Annotated in this window: 17 protein-coding genes; 9 read left to right on the top strand and 8 right to left on the bottom strand. The window is 70.1% G+C overall.

Annotated features, from left to right (window positions below):
• Window positions 1–15: 15 nt before the first annotated feature.
• Window positions 16–1,644 carry a mannitol dehydrogenase family protein gene (locus tag AOZ53_RS26125; RefSeq protein WP_054489987.1) on the bottom strand — a complete coding sequence of 543 codons (1,629 nt, stop codon included), beginning with the start codon at window positions 1,642–1,644 and terminating at the stop codon, window positions 16–18.
• Window positions 1,645–1,909: 265 nt separating this feature from the next.
• On the opposite strand from AOZ53_RS26125, the gene AOZ53_RS26120 reads away from it, so the two are divergent.
• Genes AOZ53_RS26120 through pyrF form a run of 3 tightly spaced genes read left to right on the top strand, consistent with a single transcriptional unit; the run spans window position 1,910 to window position 4,507 of the window.
• Window positions 1,910–2,308, top strand: a complete 399-nt coding sequence (locus AOZ53_RS26120) for a diacylglycerol kinase (RefSeq protein ID WP_006391332.1) — start codon at window positions 1,910–1,912, stop codon at window positions 2,306–2,308.
• A 52-nt stretch (window positions 2,309–2,360) separates the two neighbouring features.
• Window positions 2,361–3,680, top strand: a complete 1,320-nt coding sequence (locus AOZ53_RS26115) for an NAD(P)/FAD-dependent oxidoreductase (RefSeq protein WP_054428918.1) — start codon at window positions 2,361–2,363, stop codon at window positions 3,678–3,680.
• An 8-nt stretch (window positions 3,681–3,688) separates the two neighbouring features.
• Window positions 3,689–4,507, top strand: coding sequence for an orotidine-5'-phosphate decarboxylase (pyrF, locus tag AOZ53_RS26110; protein WP_054428920.1), 819 nt, complete (start codon window positions 3,689–3,691; stop codon window positions 4,505–4,507).
• 69 nt (window positions 4,508–4,576) lie between these two features.
• On the opposite strand, the gene AOZ53_RS26105 is transcribed toward pyrF, so the two are convergent.
• The 6 genes from AOZ53_RS26105 to ribBA form a co-directional block, all read right to left on the bottom strand.
• Window positions 4,577–5,143, bottom strand: coding sequence for a CinA family protein (locus AOZ53_RS26105; protein WP_054489986.1), 567 nt, complete (start codon window positions 5,141–5,143; stop codon window positions 4,577–4,579).
• Window positions 5,140–5,646 carry a phosphatidylglycerophosphatase A family protein gene (locus AOZ53_RS26100; protein ID WP_054428925.1) on the bottom strand — a complete coding sequence of 169 codons (507 nt, stop codon included), beginning with the start codon at window positions 5,644–5,646 and terminating at the stop codon, window positions 5,140–5,142. The genes AOZ53_RS26105 and AOZ53_RS26100 overlap by 4 nt, the downstream gene beginning before the upstream one ends.
• A 135-nt stretch (window positions 5,647–5,781) precedes the next feature.
• Window positions 5,782–6,747 (bottom strand): thiamine-phosphate kinase, encoded by a 966-nt coding sequence (gene thiL, locus AOZ53_RS26095; RefSeq protein WP_054489984.1) that lies wholly within the window; start codon window positions 6,745–6,747, stop codon window positions 5,782–5,784.
• Between the two features lie 230 nt (window positions 6,748–6,977).
• On the bottom strand, window positions 6,978–7,463 hold the full coding sequence (gene nusB / locus AOZ53_RS26090; protein ID WP_054489982.1) for a transcription antitermination factor NusB: 486 nt from the start codon (window positions 7,461–7,463) through the stop codon (window positions 6,978–6,980).
• The gene (ribH, locus tag AOZ53_RS26085) at window positions 7,432–7,962 is read right to left on the bottom strand and encodes a 6,7-dimethyl-8-ribityllumazine synthase (protein ID WP_006391339.1); all 531 of its coding nucleotides are present in this window, start codon (window positions 7,960–7,962) and stop codon (window positions 7,432–7,434) included. Before ribH ends, nusB begins: the two co-directional genes overlap by 32 nt.
• Window positions 7,963–7,972: 10 nt before the next feature.
• Entirely contained in the window at window positions 7,973–9,148 is a 1,176-nt protein-coding gene (gene ribBA / locus AOZ53_RS26080; RefSeq protein WP_054428927.1) for a bifunctional 3,4-dihydroxy-2-butanone-4-phosphate synthase/GTP cyclohydrolase II, read from the bottom strand.
• Between the two features lie 147 nt (window positions 9,149–9,295).
• Between ribBA and AOZ53_RS26075 the strand changes: the two genes are divergently transcribed.
• The 6 genes from AOZ53_RS26075 (at window position 9,296) to phnE (AOZ53_RS26050) (ending at window position 14,639) form a co-directional block, all read left to right on the top strand.
• Window positions 9,296–10,102, top strand: a complete 807-nt coding sequence (locus AOZ53_RS26075; RefSeq protein ID WP_054428928.1) for an HAD-IIB family hydrolase — start codon at window positions 9,296–9,298, stop codon at window positions 10,100–10,102.
• Window positions 10,103–10,112: 10 nt separating this feature from the next.
• Window positions 10,113–10,928, top strand: coding sequence for an IclR family transcriptional regulator (locus AOZ53_RS26070; RefSeq protein ID WP_054489980.1), 816 nt, complete (start codon window positions 10,113–10,115; stop codon window positions 10,926–10,928).
• A 207-nt stretch (window positions 10,929–11,135) separates the two neighbouring features.
• On the top strand, window positions 11,136–12,143 hold the full coding sequence (phnD, locus tag AOZ53_RS26065) for a phosphate/phosphite/phosphonate ABC transporter substrate-binding protein (RefSeq protein ID WP_054428931.1): 1,008 nt from the start codon (window positions 11,136–11,138) through the stop codon (window positions 12,141–12,143).
• 5 nt (window positions 12,144–12,148) lie between these two features.
• Window positions 12,149–12,919 (top strand): phosphonate ABC transporter ATP-binding protein, encoded by a 771-nt coding sequence (gene phnC, locus AOZ53_RS26060; protein ID WP_054428933.1) that lies wholly within the window; start codon window positions 12,149–12,151, stop codon window positions 12,917–12,919.
• Complete coding sequence (gene phnE / locus AOZ53_RS26055; protein ID WP_054489979.1) at window positions 12,919–13,818, top strand: phosphonate ABC transporter, permease protein PhnE; 900 nt, start codon at window positions 12,919–12,921, stop codon at window positions 13,816–13,818. The genes phnC and phnE (AOZ53_RS26055) overlap by 1 nt, the downstream gene beginning before the upstream one ends.
• Complete coding sequence (gene phnE, locus AOZ53_RS26050; protein ID WP_054489977.1) at window positions 13,815–14,639, top strand: phosphonate ABC transporter, permease protein PhnE; 825 nt, start codon at window positions 13,815–13,817, stop codon at window positions 14,637–14,639. The genes phnE (AOZ53_RS26055) and phnE (AOZ53_RS26050) overlap by 4 nt, the downstream gene beginning before the upstream one ends.
• A 69-nt stretch (window positions 14,640–14,708) precedes the next feature.
• Here phnE (AOZ53_RS26050) and AOZ53_RS33805 read toward each other — a convergent pair whose 3' ends face one another.
• On the bottom strand, window positions 14,709–18,824 hold the full coding sequence (locus tag AOZ53_RS33805; protein WP_082385771.1) for an autotransporter domain-containing protein: 4,116 nt from the start codon (window positions 18,822–18,824) through the stop codon (window positions 14,709–14,711).
• Between the last annotated feature and the right edge of the window lie 18 nt (window positions 18,825–18,842).

Below are 18,842 nucleotides of genomic sequence, written 5' to 3'. Positions count from 1 at the left end.
CGGCGCGCCGTGGGATCACATGCCGACGCCCGCCGCTTCCCGCGGCTGCGCCGCCGCATCGGCGTCAGCCGCATCCATGGCGTCGGCCAGCGCCAGGCTGTCTGACGGGGCGATGGCCTCGGGTTCGCGCGCCACGGCTTCCAGCGCATGCAGCACGCCGTGTTCGCGCAGGGTCTCCAGCTGCGCGGCCAGCGCGGCCACGAACACCGGCTTCTCGCCCAGGTCGCCGAACACCGGCCGATAGCCGGCCAGCACCAGCGCGCGGCGATAGGCGGCCTGCTTGGGCGCCGCCGCCCGCGCCGCGACGTCGGCGCGGGCCACCAGCCTGGCCAGCGGCCTGGCCAGCGGATCCTGGATCGCATGGCTGGCGCCGTTCTCGTCCTCGCCGCGCAGATAGTGCAGCCAGGCCGCCACCGCCAGCGCCAGGCGGCGGATGTCGTCACCGCCGCGCAGGCGGTCGCGGATGGTGGCCAGCAGCCGCTGCGGCAGCTTCTGCGAACCGTCCATCGCGACCTGGCGCGTCGGCTGCGGCAGCGCCGGGTTGTCCACGCGCGCCAGGAAGCGCTGGCGATAGCCTTCCAGCCCCGAGTCCGGAATGCCCTTGAGCGTCGGCGCGATCTCGTGGCGCATCATGTCATCGAGGTACGCGCGCAGCGCCGGCAGGATCGCGGCTTCGCGGATGGTCTCGATGCCCAGCAGCGCGCCCAGGTAGGCCAGCGCCGAATGCGGACCGTTGACCATGCGCAGCTTCAGGCGTTCGTAGGGCGCGGCGTTGGCCACGAAGGTCACGCCCGCCGCTTCCCAGGCGGGACGGCCGGCCGCGAACTTGTCCTCGATCACCCAGTTCAGGTAGGGCTCGCCGACCACCGGCCAGGCGTCTTCCATGCCCAGCCGCTGCGTGATGCGCGCGCGGTCCTCGTCGCGGGTGGCCGGCACGATGCGGTCGACCATGGAATTGGGAAAGGTGCAGTGCGCGTCGATCCAGCCGGTCAGCGCCACGTCCAGCCGCAGCGCGAAGGCCAGCACCAGGCTGCGCAGGGTGTCGCCGTTGGCCTGCAGGTTGTCGCAGGACAGCAGCGTCAGCGCCGGCAGGCCGCGTTCGCGCCGCAGCGCCAGGCCGTAGACCAGCATGCCGATGGCGCTGCGCGGGCGGATCGGGTTTTCCAGGTCATGCAGGATGTCGGGGTCGTCCCAGCGCAGGTGGCCGGTGGCCGGCTCGTGGCAATAGCCCTTCTCGGTGATGGTCAGGCTGACGATGCGCGTCTGCGGATAGGCGATGCGTTCGAGCACGGCGTTGGGGTCTTCCTCGGCCACCATCACGCGCTGCACCGCGCCCACCACGCGCAGTTGCTCGCGCGGCTGGCCGTCGGCGTCATGGTCGCGCAGCGCCAGCGTATAGAGGCCGTCCTGCGGCGCCAGCGCGTCGCGGGTGGCGGGGCTGCGCAACGACACGCCCAGGATGCCCCAGCTGAGGTCCTGGCTGGCCGCCATCGCCATGTCCGTCACCACCGCCTGGTGCGCGCGGTGAAAGGCGCCCAGCCCCAGGTGCACGATGCCCGGCGTGAGCCGGCTGCGATCGTAGGCGGGTTTTTCCACGTCTGCGGGAAGACGCGCCAAAGACTCCGTATTCAAGCGTTCGAGCATGGATTGCCGTGCCATAGAGCGCCGTCATGCGTCTGCCGCGTGGCCTGCAGATAGGCGCGTTGGTAGGGAAATTGCACACGGCGGGCGGGGTCGATGCCCCGCCGCGGGTCCGCGCGTCGCAAGGGTATCGCATGGGCGTGACGAAGGCAAAACGTAACTCGACGTTACCAAGACATGCCCGGCCGGCCTGCCCGCCCCTCGCCGCGCCACGCCGGCAATCCATATCTGTTAAAAAGCCGCCACACCCGGCCTTATTACATTCCCCATGTCGACCGATCCGCATCACTCGCCCTACAAAAGCACCGGCGGCCTGCGCCGCATCCTGAATGCGCTGCGCTACTCGCTGCAGGGTCTGCAGGCCGCCATCAAGTACGAAGCGGCCTTCCGCCAGGAACTGGCGCTGGCCGTGCTGCTGATCCCGGCCGCGTTCTTCCTGGGCCGCACCACGGTCGAGGTATTCTTCCTCATCGGCACCGTGGTGCTGGTGCTGGCGGTGGAACTGCTGAATTCGGCGGTCGAGGCGCTGGCCGACGCCTTGTCGGTGGACACCCATCCGCTGCTGGGCCGGGCCAAGGACCTGGGCAGCGCCGCCGTCATGCTGCTGTTGCTGTTCACCGTGGCTGTCTGGGTCGGCGTGGCGGTCAGCCGCTTCGTGATGCACTGAACCCCGGCGCAGGCTTGCCCGTCCGGGGGCCCGCGCCTCTATACTGGGAGCCATGATGCCCAACTCGACGCCAGCCACCTCGGAACGTATCGTCATCGTCGGCGGAGGGGCCGGCGGCCTCGAACTGGCCGCCAAGCTCGGCCGCGTCCATGGCCGCCAGCACGTCACGCTGGTCGACAGCCGCCCGTTCCACATCTGGAAGCCGTCGCTGCATGAAGCGGCGGCCGGCACACTGGACATCCACCAGGAAGGCCTGTCCTACCTGATGCTGGCGCACCTGAACGGCTTTTCCTTCGCGCAGGGCCAACTGGTCGGCGTCGACCGCGAACGCCGCCAGGTCACCGTGGACGCCGTGGCCGACGCGCAAGGCCAGGAAGTGCTGCCGCGCCGCGAACTGGCCTACGACACGCTGGTGCTGGCGCTGGGCAGCACCTCCAACTTCTTCAATACCCCGGGCGCGGCCGAACACGCCGTCACGCTCGACACCACCGAGAACGCCGAGCAGTTCCGCCTGACCATGCTCAAGGCCATGGCGCTGGTCGACCAGGCCAAGGTGCGCGACCCGTCGGCGCGGCTGGACCTGGTGATCGTCGGCGGCGGCGCCACCGGCGTCGAGCTGGCGGTGGAACTGGTCGAGGCCAGCCACGTGGTCAGCGCCTACGGCCTGCCGAATTTCCGCGCCGAGCGCGACCTGGCGATCACGCTGGTCGAGGGCGCGCCGCGCATCCTGTCGGCGCTGCCCGAGAAGATCTCCACCGCCGCCACCGCGCGGCTCACCGAGCTCGGCATCCGCGTCGAAACCGCCTGCCGGGTCTCGGAAGTCACCGCCGATTCGGTCAAGACCGCCGACGGCCGCGAATTCCCCGCGCGGCTGTGCATGTGGGCCGCCGGCATCAAGGGCCCGGCCCTGCTGGCCGAGCTGGACCTGCCGCTGAACAAGCTGGGCCAGCTCGAAGTCAACGAACGGCTCGAAACCGCCGATCCGCACATCCTGGCGCTGGGCGACTGCTGCGCCGCGCCCTGGCGCGACGGCCGCACCGTGCCGGCGCGCGCCCAGGCCGCGCACCAGCAGGCCGACTACCTGTGCAAGAAGCTCACCGCGCGCCTGCGCCGCGCGGCCGAGCCCACCGCCCCCTACGTCTACGAGGACCACGGCTCGCTGGTCTCGCTGGGCCAGGACGCCGGCGTGGGCAGCCTGATGGGCAAGCTGGCCGGACGGGGACTGTTCGTAAGCGGTACACTGGCGCGCCTGATGTACATGAGCCTGCACCTGATGCACCACAAAGCGGTGCTGGGCATCTCACGCACCGCCTCCCTGGCCCTGGCGCGCCTGCTCATGCGGCGCACGCGCCCCCGGGTCAAACTGCACTGAACCTCCCCATGAATTTCCTCCAAAGACTCGAACACGCCTGGACCACCAGCAACTCGCTCCTGCAAGTCGGGCTCGATCCCGACCCGCAGCGCTTCCCGCGCGAACTGCAGGACAAGCCGGACGCGATCTTCCAGTTCTGCCGCGACATCGTCGACGCCACCGCGCCGTACGCCTGCAGCTTCAAGCCGCAGATCGCCTACTTCGCCGCGCACCGCGCCGAAGAGCAGCTCGAAGCGCTGTGCCAGCACATCCGCGACAAGCATCCCGACCTGCCCATCGTGCTGGACGCCAAGCGCGGCGACATCGGCTCCACCGCCGAGAACTACGCCCGCGAAGCCTACGAGCGCTATCAGGCGCACGCGCTGACGGTCAGCCCGTACATGGGGCTGGACTCGGTCGAGCCCTACCTGGCCTGGCGCGACCGCGGCGTGATCGTGCTGTGCCGCACCTCCAACCCCGGCGGTTCGGACCTGCAGTTCCTCAAGATGGATAACGGCGAGCCCCTGTACCTGCACGTGGCGGGGCTGGTGGCCGACAAGTGGAATGCCAACGGCCAATGCGGCCTGGTGGTGGGCGCGACCTTCCCGAACGAGCTGGCCGCGGTGCGCCAGCGCATCGGCGACGCGGTGCCGCTGCTGGTGCCCGGCATCGGCGCGCAGGGCGGCGACATCACCGCCACGGTCAACGCCGGCGCCAACGCCGCGCGCAACGGCATGATGATCAACTCGTCGCGCGCCATCATCTACGCCAGCGGCGGCGACGACTGGCGCGAAGCCGCCGGCAAGGCGGCGCGCGGCCTGCGCGACGCCATCAACGCGGTGCGCTGAGCGCCGCTTGCGGGGGCCGCCCGGCCCCCGTCGCGATATTCCCGGGCCGCGCCATGACCCGCGGCCTCTTCAACGCCGGTTGACCGGCGCTCCCAGCAGTTCCAGCACGCCGCGCAGCGCGAATTCAACCGCCTGCTGGCGCACCTGCGCGCGGTCGCCGCTGAACACATGGGTGACGGCGCGGCTGCTGATGCCGTCGCCGACCCGCTGCGCGAAGCCGAAGCACACCATGCCCACCGGCTTGCCCGGCGTGGCGCCGCCCGGGCCGGCGATGCCGGTGGTGGACACCGCCACCTGCGCCGCTGGCGACGCCAGCAGCACGCCGTTGGCCATCTCCAGCGCCACCGGCTCGCTGACCGCGCCGAAGTGATGCAAGGCATCCGGCGACACGTCCAGCTCGGCGACCTTGGCGTCGTTGCTATAGGTGATGAAGCCGCGGTCGAACCATTCGCTGGAGCCCGGCACCGCGGTCACGGCGCCGGCCAGCAGGCCGCCGGTGCACGATTCGGCGGTGCCCAGGATCAGGCCCAGGCGCCGCAGGGTATCGCCCAGCCGCTCGGCCAGGCCATAGGCGGTGGCGTGCGCCAGTTGTTCGGCCGACAGATTGGATCGCGTGCTTTCGTGTTGCTGGTTCATCCCAAGACTCCTGTGCGCACGGCCAGCGCCATGATCAGCAAGGCGTATCCGGCCGCGACGATATCGTCCCACATTACCCCGAAACCGCCCTTCAGGCGGGCATCGAAGAACTTGATGGGCGGCGGCTTGACGATGTCGAACGTGCGGAACAGCACGAACGCCAGCGCCTGCGACAACCAGCCGGCCGGCGTCAGCCACAGCACCAGCCAGAACGCCACCATCTCGTCCCACACCATTCCGACATGATCGGGCTGCTGGAGTTCGCGGCCGACGCGGTCGCAGGCCCAGCAGCCGTACAGGAAGGCCAGCGCCAGGAAGATGCCGATAGCCAGGTCGGAAGCGGCCGGCGCGGCCGCGACCCAGATGATCCAGGCAAGCAGCGTGCCCCAGGTGCCCGAGGCGGGCCGGATCAGGCCGCTGCCCAGGCCGAAGGCGATCAGCCGGCCGGGATCGCGGCAGACCCAGGACAGCGAGGGATAGACCGCGCGCGAGCGTTCGCGCATCGACGGGGAATGGGGGGCAGAGGACGGCATGGATGAGGGCCTGGTGATGGCTGGGGAATGGCGGCGTGGAAGGCGATGCCTGTGGCAGCGATTGTGCCAGGGTTTGGCGACGCGCCTCGCCAGGCCGGCGGCCGCTCAGGCCGCGGGGAAATGATCGAAACCGGCGGGCAGCTGGGCCAGCGCTTGCCCGTCGGCGTCCAGCACCGCCAATCCCGGGTGGGCCACGATGCGGCCCACCCGGGTCACGCGCGCGCCCACCGCCTGCGCGGCGGCCAGCACGGCGTCGCGGCGGGCGGCCGGCGCGGTGAAACAAAGCTGGTAGACGTCGCCGCCGCCCAGCACGGCGCGGCGCACCGGATCGGCGGGCATGCCGGCCAGCGCGGCGGCCACGGGCATGCGGTCTTCCCGCAGCACCGCGCCCACGCGGCTGGCCGCGAGGATATGGCCCAGGTCCTGCAGCAGGCCGTCGGAAATATCGATGGCGGCGTGCGCGGTGCCGCGCAGCGCCAGCCCCAGCGCCACCTGCGGCTCGGGCCATTCCAGCGCGCCGCGGGTCGCGGCCAGCCGCGCCGCGTCGGCCGGGTACTGTCCGTCGAGCAGGCGATAGGCCACGTCGGCCGCGCCCAGCTCGCCGGACACCCAGATATCGTCATCCGCCCGCGCGCCATCGCGGCGCAGCGCGGCGCCGGCCGGCACGGCGCCGAACACGGTCACGCTGATGGCCAGGTCATGGGCGCTGCGGGTGGTGTCGCCGCCGATCAACGGGCAGCCATGGACCGCGGCCAGCGCATGGAACCCGTCGGCAAACGCCGCCAGCCAAGGCTCATCCAGCCGCGGCAGCGCCAGCCCCAGCACGCAACCAATCGGCCGCGCACCCATGGCGGCCAGATCCGACAGGTTCACCGCCAGGGCCTTGTGCCCCAGCGCCTTCGGATCGACATCGGGAAAGAAATGCCGGCCTTCCAGCAGCAGATCCGTGCTGGTGGCCACCTGTTCGCCGGGCGGCACGGGAAACAACGCGCAGTCATCCCCCACGCCCAGCAGCCCCGCCGGCGCGGAGCGCGTGAAATAGCGCGCGATCAGATCGAATTCGGACGCCACGACAACTCCGCAGTCCGGCGCAATGCGCCGGTATTGACTCCCACACCGGAGCTACGCTCCAAGGGAAGGTTCGCGCCAAAGAGAGGCCCGCACCCAAGGCGCGGAAAGCTCGCCCCAAAGGGAAGGCCGACCCAAAAAAAACGGCCCTCCCCAGACCCGGGCCGCGCGGATCCGGCTCCGCCGGTCCGCAGCGGCGCCCCCTGGGGGGAAGCGCGCAGCGCTTCGGGGGGCTACCTCTCGTTCCCGCGCACGTCCGCAGCCAGCTTGTCGAGCACGCCGTTGACGAACTTGAAGCCGTCGGTGCCGCCGAACGACTTGGCCAGTTCCACGGCTTCATTGATGGCGACCTTGTACGGCACTTCGACATGATGGATCAGTTCGAAGCTGCCGATCAGCAGGATGCCATGCTCGACCGGCGACAGCTCGGCCAGCGGGCGGTCGACGTAGGGCGTGAAACGCTCGCGCAGCGCGGGCGCTTCGCGCAGGACGCCATGCAGCAAGGTCTTGAACCACTGCGCGTCGGCCTCGGAGAATTCCTCGGTGTCGCGCAGGTGGGCGTCGATCTCGCCGGCGTCCTGCGTGCCTTCGCCGCCGCGCAGCAGCCACGCGTACACGCCCTGCAGCGCGAATTCGCGCGCACGGCGGCGCGCGCTGCGGGCGTTGGCGCGGGCTTGCGCCGCGCTATCAGCGCTGGTCGTCGTCTTCTTCGTCGTCAAAATCTTCGTCCTCGTCTTCGTCGTCTTCGTCTTCTTCCTCGGGCTCCAGGGCCGCCACCAGGTTGGCCATTTCGACGGCCACCTGGGCGCAGTCGCGGCCCTTGCCGGCGGCGCGGGCTTGCGCCTGCTCGTCGGTGTCCACGGTCAGCACGCCGTTGGCGACCGGAATGCCGGTCTCGAGGGAGATGCGGGTGATAGCAGTGGCCATTTCGTTGCTGACCACTTCAAAGTGATAGGTCTCGCCGCGGATGACCGCGCCCAGCGCGATCAGGGCGTCGAACTCGAACGTCTCGGCCATGTGCGACAGGGCCACGCCCAGTTCCAGGGCGCCGGGCACGGTGGCGACCATCACGTCGCGCTCGTCCACGCCGAGTTCGGCCAGTTCCTTCAGGCACGCTTCGAGCTCGGCCTGGCCGATCTCTTCGTTGAAGCGGGCGCGTACGATGCCGATGTGCAGCCCTTCGCCGTTCAGGTCGGGGGTAAGGATGTAAGGGTTCATGTGTCGGCCTTCAGTGTGTTGCGGGAGTGTTCAGAGGGTCGCAATCGTAACCCGTAATGGTGAGCGAGAAGCCCGCCATGCTGGGCATCTTGCGCGGCCGGGCCAGCAGCCTCATCTGGCCCACGTTCAGGTCGCGCAGGATCTGGGCGCCGATGCCGTAGGTGCGCAGGCCGAAACGGTCGGCGTTGGCGGGGTTGGCATTGGCCTTGGGGTCGTTCCAGCCGGCGATCTGCGCGAACAGGTGTTCGGTGGAGGACTGGCAGTTCATCAGCACCAGCACGCCGGCCGGCGCCTGCGAAATGGTCTGCAGGGCCTGCGCCACGCCCCAGCTGTGCGGGCTGGCGCCGGTATCCAGCACGTCCAGCACCGAGGCCGGCTCGTGCACGCGCACCAGGGTCTCGACGTCAGGCGTCACGGTACCATGCACCAGCGCCAGGTGGGCCGAGCCGGTGGCCGCGTCTTCGTAGGCCACGGCCTCGAACGTGCCCCAGGCGGTCTGCATGCTGCGCTTGCCGACGCGCTTGACGATGGATTCGTGCTCGCTGCGGTATTGGATCAGGTCGGCGATGGTGCCGATCTTCAGGCCGTGTTCGCGGGCGAATTCGACCAGGTCGGGCAGGCGCGCCATGGTGCCGTCCGGCTTGAGGATCTCGCAGATCACGGCGGCCGGGGTCAGGCCGGCCATGGCGGTCAGGTCGCAGCCCGCCTCGGTGTGGCCGGCGCGCACCAGCACGCCGCCGGGCACGGCGCGTACCGGGAAGATATGGCCGGGCTGGACCAGGTCGGACGGCTTGGCGTCGCGCGCCACCGCCACCTGGATGGTGCGGGCGCGGTCGGCGGCCGAAATGCCGGTCTCGACGCCTTCGGCGGCCTCGATCGACTGGGTGAAATTGGTGCCGTATCGCGTGCCGTTGCGGGCCGCCATCAGGGGCAGGTCCAGCTGGCGGCAGCGCTCTTCGGTCAGGGTCAGGCACACCAGCCCGCGGCCGTGGGTGACCATGAAGTTGATGGCTTCGGGCGTGACGAATTCGGCGGCCATGACGAGGTCGCCTTCATTTTCACGGTCTTCCTCGTCAACCAGGATGACGATGCGGCCGGCGCGCAGCTCGGCGATGATCTCGGCGACCGAGGCGATATCGAAGGATTCCGGCTCGGAGCCGGGCAACGGGGACAACTGGACGGACATGGCGGGCACGCAAACCAGGCGGGAAAGCCCGGATTTTACCGCCCCTGGCGCCATATCCCCTACCGGACCGCGCCGCCCCCGCCCAAACAGGGCCGTCCGGTTAAACTTTCGGCCGGAGAACACCCCATAAAACCAAGGAAAAACGCCATGCAAGCCCTTGCGGCCATGCCTTCGACCGTCGCGGCGGGGATCCGCGTCGTGCTCACCGACATCGACGACACCCTGACCACCGAAGGCCGGCTGCCGGCCGACGCCTACGCCGCCCTGGAACGCCTGGAACAGGCCGGCATCCAGGTGGTGCCGATCACCGGCCGCCCGGCCGGCTGGTGCGACCACATCGCCCGCATGTGGCCGGTGCGCGCGGTGGTCGGCGAGAACGGCGCGTTCTACTACGCCTACGACCGCCAGGCGCGCCGCATGGTCACGCACTACTGGACCGACGCGGCCTCGCGCCAGGCCAGCCGCAAGCAGCTGGACGCCATCCGCGACCGGGTGCTGGCCGAGGTGCCCGGCGCCGCCGTCGCCAGCGACCAGGACTACCGCGTGGCCGACCTGGCCATCGACTTCTGCGAGGACGTGCCGCCCCTGCCCGAGGCCGACATCGGCCGCATCGTGCGCATCTTCGAAGACGCCGGCGCCCAGGCCAAGGTCAGCTCGATCCACGTCAACGGCTGGTTCGGCGACTACGACAAGCTGACCATGACGCGCACCCTGTTCCAGCGCGAATTCGGCATCGACGTGGCCAGCGCGCTCGACAGCACGCTCTTCATCGGCGACTCGCCCAACGACGAACCGATGTTCGCCTACTTCCCGGTCTCGGTCGGCGTGGCCAACATCCAGTCGCAGCTGCACCGCCTGACGCGCCGGCCCGCCTACGTGGCCGCGTTCCATGGCGGCGCCGGCTTCACCGAGATGGCCGACCGCCTGCTGGCCGCCCGCGCCGTCACCGCCTGAGGCACGCACCGTGGCCACCCCCAAACCCGCCGCCCCCGCCGCCAACGACGGCCGCCGCAGCATCCAGTCCATCGAAGTCGGCGTGCCGCTGCTGGCCGCGCTGGTCGACGCCGCCAAGCCGTTGACGCTGCGCGACCTGGCCGCTGGCGCCGGCATGACCTCGGCCAAGGCCCACCCCTACCTGGTCAGCTTCATCCGCGTCGGCCTGGTGCAGCAGGACAGCATCACCGGCCAGTACGAGCTGGGGCCGTTCGCCCTGCAAATGGGACTGGTCAGCCTGCAGCGGCTGGATCCGGTGCGCATCGCCATGCCCGAGATCGCCAAGCTGCAATCCGAGATCGGCCACACCCTGGGGATCGCGGTGCTGGGCTCGCACGGCCCCACCATGATCCACATGACCGAGGCCAGCTACCCGGTGCACGTGAACATGCGCAAGGGCACCGTGATGTCCATGCTGCACACCGCCACCGGCCTGGTGTTCGCGGCCTGGCTGCCGCCCAAGGTCAGCGAGCACTACATCGCCCGCGAGGAAGGCGACACCGCCGTCATCGCCAGCGTGCCGCCGCCGCGCAAGGCCACCCGCGCCAACATCGAGGCGCAACTGGCCGACATCCGCGTGCACGGCATGGCGCGCGCCCTGGGCAACCCGCTGCCGGGCGTCGACGCCCTGTCGGTGCCGGTATTCGACAACACCGGCAACATCGTGCTGGCGCTGACCAGCCTGGGCCCCACCGGCCTGTTCGACGTGTCCTGGGACGGCGCCATCGCCCGCCCCCTGCTGGCCTGCGCGCAGGAAATCTCGCGCAAGCTCGGCTACCGCGCCTGACCTTTCTCCCCGCCTGACCCACGCCCCGCGGCGGATCTCCCGATCCGCCCGCGGGCCGTCGCCTCGTTCGCGCAGAAACGAATCCCAAGCGAACAAAACGAACAAATCCCGAAAAAAAAGGCAGGGACTTTCCCAAGTGTCCGTCCCCCGCTTGTATGTTTGAATTCAGTTACCAGTCATATTCAGACCTATAAGAGGAGACATACGATGCGCGCATTGCGTCACCTGCAAGCGGCCTCGCTGGCCGCGCTCGCGGTCGGAGCGTTCGGGGCGTCCACCGCCCACGCCGCCGACACCTGCCCGAACCGGGGCGACCTGGACCAGATGTACTGCGACGCCAACAAGGACCTGGTGGCCGACACGCCCACCGATCCGGCCAAGCTCAAGACGCCGTCGACCCTGGTGTTCACCTACACCCCGGTGGAAGACCCGGCGGTGTACGAAGACATCTTCAAGCCGTTCACCAAGCACCTGTCCGAATGCACCGGCAAGCGCGTGGTGTTCTACCAGGTGCAGAGCAACGCCGCCGAGATCGAGGCCATGCGCTCGGGCCGCCTGCACGTGGGCGGCTTCTCCACCGGCCCCACCGCCTTCGCCGTGAACATCGCCGGCGCGGTGCCGTTCGCCGTCAAGGGCTACGCCGATGGCTTCCAGGGCTACAACCTGATCGTCATCGTCAAGAAGGACAGCCCCTACCAGAAGCTCACCGACCTCAAGGGCAAGAAGCTGGCGCACACCGCGCCGTCGTCGAACTCCGGCCACATGGCGCCCGTGGCGCTGTTCCCCAAGGAAGGCCTGACGCCCGACAAGGACTACAAGGTGGTGTTCTCGGGCAAGCACGACCAGTCCGTCATGGGCGTGAACTCGGGCGACTACGACGCCGCCGCCGTGGCCTCGGACGTGTTCAAGCGCATGATCGAGCGCGGCCAGGTCAAGGAAGCCGATTTCCGCGTCATCTACAAGAGCGAGAAATTCCCCACCTCGTCGTTCGCCTACGCGCATGACCTGGAGCCGAAGTTCCGCGACCAGATGCTCAAGTGCTTCTACGACTACCGCTTCCCGGCCGAGATGTCCAAGGCCTTCGACGGCGCCGACCGCTTCTATCCGGTGACCTATCAGAAGGACTGGGCCATCGTGCGCCAGGTCGCCGAATCCGGCGGCGAAAGCTTCAACCGCGCCGCCTACGACCGCGAATCCGCCAAGAGCAAGAAGTAATCAGCATGACGACGTCGCTACGCATTTCCGGCCTGGTCAAGGAATACCGGGCCGGCCGGCCGGTACTGAACGGCATCGACCTGCAGATCGCGGGACGCGGCCTGACCGCCATCATCGGCCCCTCCGGCACCGGCAAGAGCACGCTCCTGCGCTGCATCAACCGGCTGATCGAGCCGACCCGCGGCGAGATCGTGCTGGAGTCCGGCGACGGCGCGGTCGACCTGGCCCGGGTGCGTGGCGCGTCGCTGCGGCGCGCGCGCCGGCGCATCGGCATGGTGTTCCAGGAATACAACCTGGTCGAACGCCTGACCGTGATGGAAAACCTGCTGACCGGACGGCTGGGCTACACCGGCGCCTTCAAGGCCTGGACCCGCCGCTTCGAGGCCGAGGACATCGAGCACGCCTACCAGCTGCTCGATACCGTCGGCCTGGCGGGTTTCGCCGACCAGCGCGCCGACGCCCTGTCGGGCGGCCAGCGCCAGCGCGTGGGCATCGCCCGCGCGCTGATGCAGCGTCCGCAACTGCTGCTGGCCGATGAGCCGACCTCGTCGCTCGACCCCAAGACCTCGGTCGAGATCATGGAGCTGCTGGCGGCGCAGGGCGACGCCAGCGGCATCCCCGTGATCGTGAACATCCATGACGTCGAACTGGCGCGGCGCTACGCCGGCCGCATCGTCGGCATGTCGGGCGGCCACGTGGTCTATGACGGCGACGGCCATGGCCTGGACGCCAACATGCTCAAGACCATCTACGGAGGCGAGTCTTGGCTGGCGTAATGACTCCTCGTCCGTCCCACCCGCGTCCCTTCGCGCTGTCCGGCCGCGCCAAGGCCGGCGTGCTGCTGCTGGTGCTGTACACGGTCTACGCGGCCGCGCAGCTGGACTTCAGCTGGGCCCGCTTCGAAAGCGGCATGGGCCACGCCTCGACCTTCCTGGCGCGCATGTTCCCGCCCAATTTCGAGAAGCCCGCCACGCTGTGGAAGGGCATCGCCGAGAGCCTGGAGATCGCCGTGCTGGCCTCGGTGCTGGGCATCCTGTTCGCGCTGCCCGTGGGCCTGCTGGGCGCGCGCAACCTGATGCCGGCGTGGGTCTCGTGGCCGGCCCGTTCGCTCGTGGCGCTGTGCCGCGCCCTGCATCCGGTGATCGTCGCCATCCTGTTCGTCAAGGCCGTGGGCTTTGGCGCGCTGGCCGGCATCCTGGCGCTGACGGTGGCCTCGATCGGCTTCATCGGCAAGCTGTTCACCGAGGCCATCGAGGAAATCTCGCTCAAGCAGGTCGAAGCGGTGCGCGCCACCGGCGCCTCGTTCGCCAACGTGCTCGCCTTCGGCGTGCTGCCGCAGGTGTTCGCGCGCTTCATCGGCTTTGCCACTTACCAGTTCGACTCGAACCTGCGCAACTCCACCATGGTCGGCATCGTCGGCGCCGGCGGCGTGGGCGGCACGCTGTTCTCGGCCTTCCAGCGCTTCGACTACGACTTCGTCAGCGCCATCCTGCTGACCCTGATCGCCATCATCATGCTGGGCGAGATCCTGGCGGGCTTCGTGCGCGCCGTGTTCCTGGACAACCTGGGCTTCGACCTCATCCTGCAGGGCCGCTTCGCCGGCGCCCGCGGCCTGGGCTCCAGCGCCTCCAAGGCGGCCTACCGGGCCGCGCGCAAGACGGAGGCGGACAAATGAACACGCACGCCCCCACCCTGCCCAGCGCCAACGCGCCGCGCGTCTGGCACCGCTACAGCCTGGGCCAGCGGCTGCTGCGCTTCGCCCTCTACCTGCTGCTGGTGGCCGCCATCGTGCAGGCCATCCGCGGCGTCGAGGTCATCCCGGAGTTCCTGTACGACGCGCCCGAGCAGATGGCCGACCTGTTCCAGCGCATGTGGCCGGTGGACTGGGCCCACTATCGCGGCGGCGTGCACGACGCGCTGATCGAGACCCTGCACATCGCCACGCTCGGCACCATCCTGTCGGTCATCATGGCGGTGCCCGTGGGCCTGCTGGCGGCCAACAACCTCACGCCCAGCAAGACCATCAACATGCTCGCGCGCCTGGTCCTGGTGTCCAGCCGCTCGGTCAACTCGCTGGTCTGGGCGCTGCTGTTCATCGCCATCTTCGGCCCCGGCGCGCTGGCCGGCACGCTGGCCATCGCGTTCCGCTCCATCGGCTTCGTCGGCAAGCTGGTGGGCGAAGCGATCGAGGAAGCGCAGCGCGGCCCGATCGAGGCCGTCACCGCCACCGGCGCCAGCAAGGCCTCGGTGATCTGGTACGCCTACTGGCCGCAGATCCGCCCGGCGTTCTGGTCCATCGTGCTGCTACGCTGGGACATCAACGTGCGCGAATCCGCCGTGCTCGGCCTGGTCGGCGCCGGCGGCATCGGCATGGCGCTGGACACCGCGCTCAACCTGTTCCAGTGGGACCGCGTCGCGCTGGTGCTGGCCGCCATCTTCGTGGTGGTGGTGCTGGCCGAGATCCTCATCACCCAGGCGCGCAAGCGCATCCTCTGACGCGCCCGCAAACGACGTTCCTTTGCGCCGCCTGGCAACGGGCGGTTTTTTTTGCCCGCGCGGGACGCATCAGAAGCGGATCGCGAGATTGGCCCGCACCCCATGATCCCGCGCCGCGCTGGCTAACTGCCCCTGGTAGGCCAGGCCGAAGCTGGTGCTGCGCGTGACCTGCAGATCCAGGCCCGCCTCGATCACCGCGCTGTCACGGGCGATGGCCACGCCCGCCACCGTGAACGCGTCGCCGGCCGAGAAGGCCTGCGTCGTCACCGGCGTGACGTCGCCCAGCGCATGACGCCAGCCGAGCGACCCGCGCGCCATGGCCTGCGCCCGGCCCAACGCGAAGCCGGACGCGGCCCGCAGGCCCAGCGTCGTGAAGCGGGTCTCGGTGGTCTGCCCGCTGGCGTGCAGCGCGGCGGGGCCGCCGCTTTCACGATAGCCGTCGGTGCGCAGGTTGACGTAGGCCAGGCTGGCGAACGGTTCGAGCGCGACGGCCGCCATCTCGATGCGATACCCCAGGTCGATGAAGGCCTGCGCGGTGCCGCCGTCATAGCTGGCCTTGAGGCGGTCGGCCAAGCCCGGCATGGCGACCGAGCGGCGCGTGGCGATGTCGTGCCAGCTATAGGCCAGCCCGCCGCGCAGGCCCCACGCGCCCCATTGGCCGCCGCCGTAGGCGCCCAGGTGGTAGTTGTCGCTGTGGCCGGACGACGCGCGGTCGTTGACGTCGAAGTCGGTGCGGCTGTAGCCCGCCATCAGGCCAAGCCGCCAGGCGTCGCCGACCGGCGCGTCGACTCCCATCAGGAAGCCGCCGGTCGAACTCTTGGCGCGGGCGGCATTGCCGTCGCCGTCGATCCGGCTCCAGCTGCCCGTGCCCTGGATCCAGCTGGCGGGCCCGTTCAGGTCGGCCGGCAATGGCGCGCCGCCGCCGAGCGCCGCCACCAATGGCGCGGGACCGGTGCCGTTGCCGGCGGCCGCGCGCAGGCGGCCGCTCATGGCGTCGCGCAGGTAACGGCTGTCCTGCAGCAGCAAGGTCTTGGCCGAGGCGTGCAGCTCGCCGGACAACTGATCGAAGCCGGCTCGCAGCGCGCCCGCATCGTCCGGCAGGCGCACGACGGCGTCATACAGCGCATGCCCGCCGGCCAGGCCGATGCTGTCGATGGCCGCGGCCGCGGCGCGCTGATTGCGCGTCGCGCCCTTCGACGCCATGCCGGCCTGGTTGCGCGCCAGGTTCAGCGACACGCGGCCCGCGCCGTAGTCGTAGTCCAGGCTGGGCGTGAGGAACGCGAAATCGGACGACACGGTATCGAAGCGGCCGGACAGCGTGCCGTCCACTTCCATGATCGTGTAGCTGGCGCGCAGACCGTAGTTGCCGCTGGCGCCGATGTGCACGACCGAACCGCCGTTGAGCGTGGCGTTGCCGGTGACGTGGACGCGGTCGGCGCTACCGCCCGCGGGATCCGCCTCGACCAGATAACGCGCCCCCGGCTGCATCACCAGGTCGCCGTCGATGGTCAGCATGCCGATCGAATTGCCCGGTGACAACACGCCGCCATTGGCCACGGTGACCCTCGACCCCACGCCAGCGCCGATCGTGCCATTGCCGCCCAGCACGCCGCCATCGGCCACCGTGAACGAACCGCCCAGCCGGCCGTTGATCGCCAGCCGGCCGCCATTGACGAGCGTGCGGCCGGTGAAGCCGGAACCGTCGCCCTTCAGGTCGAGCACGCCCTCGCCGGCCTTGATCAGGTCGCCGCTGCCCGACAGCGCACCGGTCAGGCCCAGCGTGGTGTTGGCGGCCACGTCGAAGCCGCCCGACTGCGTCACGGTAACGGCGCGCGCCGTATCGAACGTCGCGGTGGTCGCCAGCATGCCACCGCCCTCGAGCGCCAGGCCACCGGCGACGGCGCCCAGGTTGGCGTCGCGCTCGACCTCCAGCGCGCCACCCGTGACGCGCGTGCCGCCGCTGTAGGTGTTGGCGCCACTCAACACCAGCGTCCCGGCGCCGGCCTTGGTCAGCGTCCTGCCATTCCAGCCGGTCGCCGCGTTGGCGGCCTGGTCGGCCAGCGCCGCGCCCACCGTGAACCGATCCGTGGCGTTGGCCAGCGTGAACGTGCCATGCGCCAGGCTGTTGCCGGCGGTCCAGGTCAGGCCGTAGCTGGCCAGGTATTGGCGGCTGTCGGCCGACTTGCGCGTGTTGACGCTCAGATAGTCCACCGCGCCAGCGAAGCCGCCGGTGCTCAGCGTGGCGAAGTCGCCGTTGATGGCGGTGGCGGCGTCGATCAGCACGACATCGGTAAGGGTCGTGCTTGCAATGCCGCCCAGCCGGAAGGTCACGTCGGCGCCGAGCGTGACGATGTTGGCGCGCAGCGGCACGTTCCCGCCCGCCATGATGTCCAGCACCGTGTGGTCCGCCATGTCGAGTTCCCCCGACACCGCCAGCGTCGCCGGCCCCCGCAGCGCCAGCGTGCTGCCGGCGCCCGACACTTTCAGATCGGCGGCCACCCGGTTGGCCGCGCCAACGCCGCCATCGCCGTATTGCAGCGTCCCGCCCGTCACTTCCGCCGCCCCGCCCAACTGGCCCAGCACCACCAGCCGACCGCCCGACACCGTGGTCTTGCCCAGGAAGGCGCCATTGGCGCCCGTCAGCAGGGTGGTGCCGGCCACCTGGTTCAGGCCGTGGATGCCGCTGCCCACGCTCGACAGCCGCGTCGCGAAGCGATAGGCCGTGTCGGTATGGTTGAAGTTCAGCGTGGCGCGGCCGGCGCCGAACTCGAGCGCGGCCGCATTGAGCGTGCCGGCGCCCGCCGCCGGCTCGGACACGGGCGCGCCGATGTTCAGCGTGCCCGAGCCGCCGAACGGGAATATCGCGCCGTTGACCAGCGAGACGGTGCCGTTGCCGCCCACGCCGACATTGACGCTGCCGCCGTCGGCGATGGTCAGCGTGCCGGCGCCTGCGCCCAGACCGAACCCCAGGTTCATCGCGCCGGCATTGTTCCAGGTCGCGCCGGCGCCGCTGACCACCACATCGCCGCTGCCGCCCACGCTGCCCACGAAACTGTCGGTGTTCGACACCAGGCCGCCCGCGCCGATGTTCAGCACGCCCCGACCCGACACATCGCCCACCCGCAGCATGCCGCCGTTGACCCAGGCCGAACCGGATCCCGACACGTTGACGGTCCCGCTGCCATTCTGGTTGCGCCCGATGTAGCCGTCGTTGCTGGTCACATACCCGCCAGCCAGGATCGATACGCGGCCCTGCCCGCCTTCCGACCCGACCAGCAGCGCCGCGCGATTGCTCCAGAGCGACCCGGCATCGGCCACCGTCACTGTCGCCACGCCGTTCTGCAGCGCATCGACCGTGGCGAACTGGTTCGAGACCGTGCCGCTGTTGGAGACGCTCAATTCAGCAGGCCCGGCGCCGCCGACGAACAGATTGCCGGTGAGGGCCCAGGTCGACCCGGAATTGGATACCTTGACCCTGGCCGTGGCGCCGGCCGCCACGCCGGCATCGATCCGCCCTTCCTCCGTGCCCAGTACGTTGAGGATCCGCAGTTCGCCGCCGCTGACGGTGGTATCGCCGTTGAAGCGCGCGCTGTCGCCCAGCAATTGCGTGATGCCGGCGTAATGATTGAGCTGGTGGCGGCCCGCCGCGCTGCTGACCAGCGCCGAACTGAAGAGCACCGTGCTCACCGAGTTGAAGTTCAGCGAGCCCCTGCCCGCGCCAAAGCGGACCTCCGCCGCGTCCAGCACGCCCGCGGCATCGGTGGACACGCTGCCGGGCGCGCTGCCGATGTTGATGACGCCGACCGCGCCGGGATTGCGGGCCAGCTCGGCAAACCCCTGGCCATTCGCGCCCACCGTGACCGAGCCGTGGTTGGCGAGCGTCAGCGTGCCGCTGCCGCTGGCGCCGACGACCAGGCTGCCGTTCATGATCCAGTACGCGCCCAGGCCCGAGACCTTCGCCGTGCCCACGCCGCCCGTCGTCAACCCCAGCCACCCACTGGCGCTGCGCACGGCCGCCCCCGGGGGTTCGATCTGCAGCGAACCGGCCGCGGTATTGCCGACGATGAGGTCATTGGCATCGCCCCAGTTCACCACGGGCGTCACGTCGCCGGTCACCGCCGCGCCGGCCACCGCCTGCGCGGCGGGCACGGCGCAGGCCAGCGCCAGGACGGCCGCCAGCGCCATGGCGGGGGCCCCGCCCCT

The sequence above is a fragment of the Achromobacter sp. 2789STDY5608621 genome (assembly GCF_001299375.1).
In the GTDB taxonomy this organism is placed as follows: domain Bacteria; phylum Pseudomonadota; class Gammaproteobacteria; order Burkholderiales; family Burkholderiaceae_B; genus Achromobacter; species Achromobacter insuavis.
The sequence above is the reverse complement of the archived record's forward strand: the minus strand, read 5'-3'. Positions and strand labels throughout refer to the sequence as shown.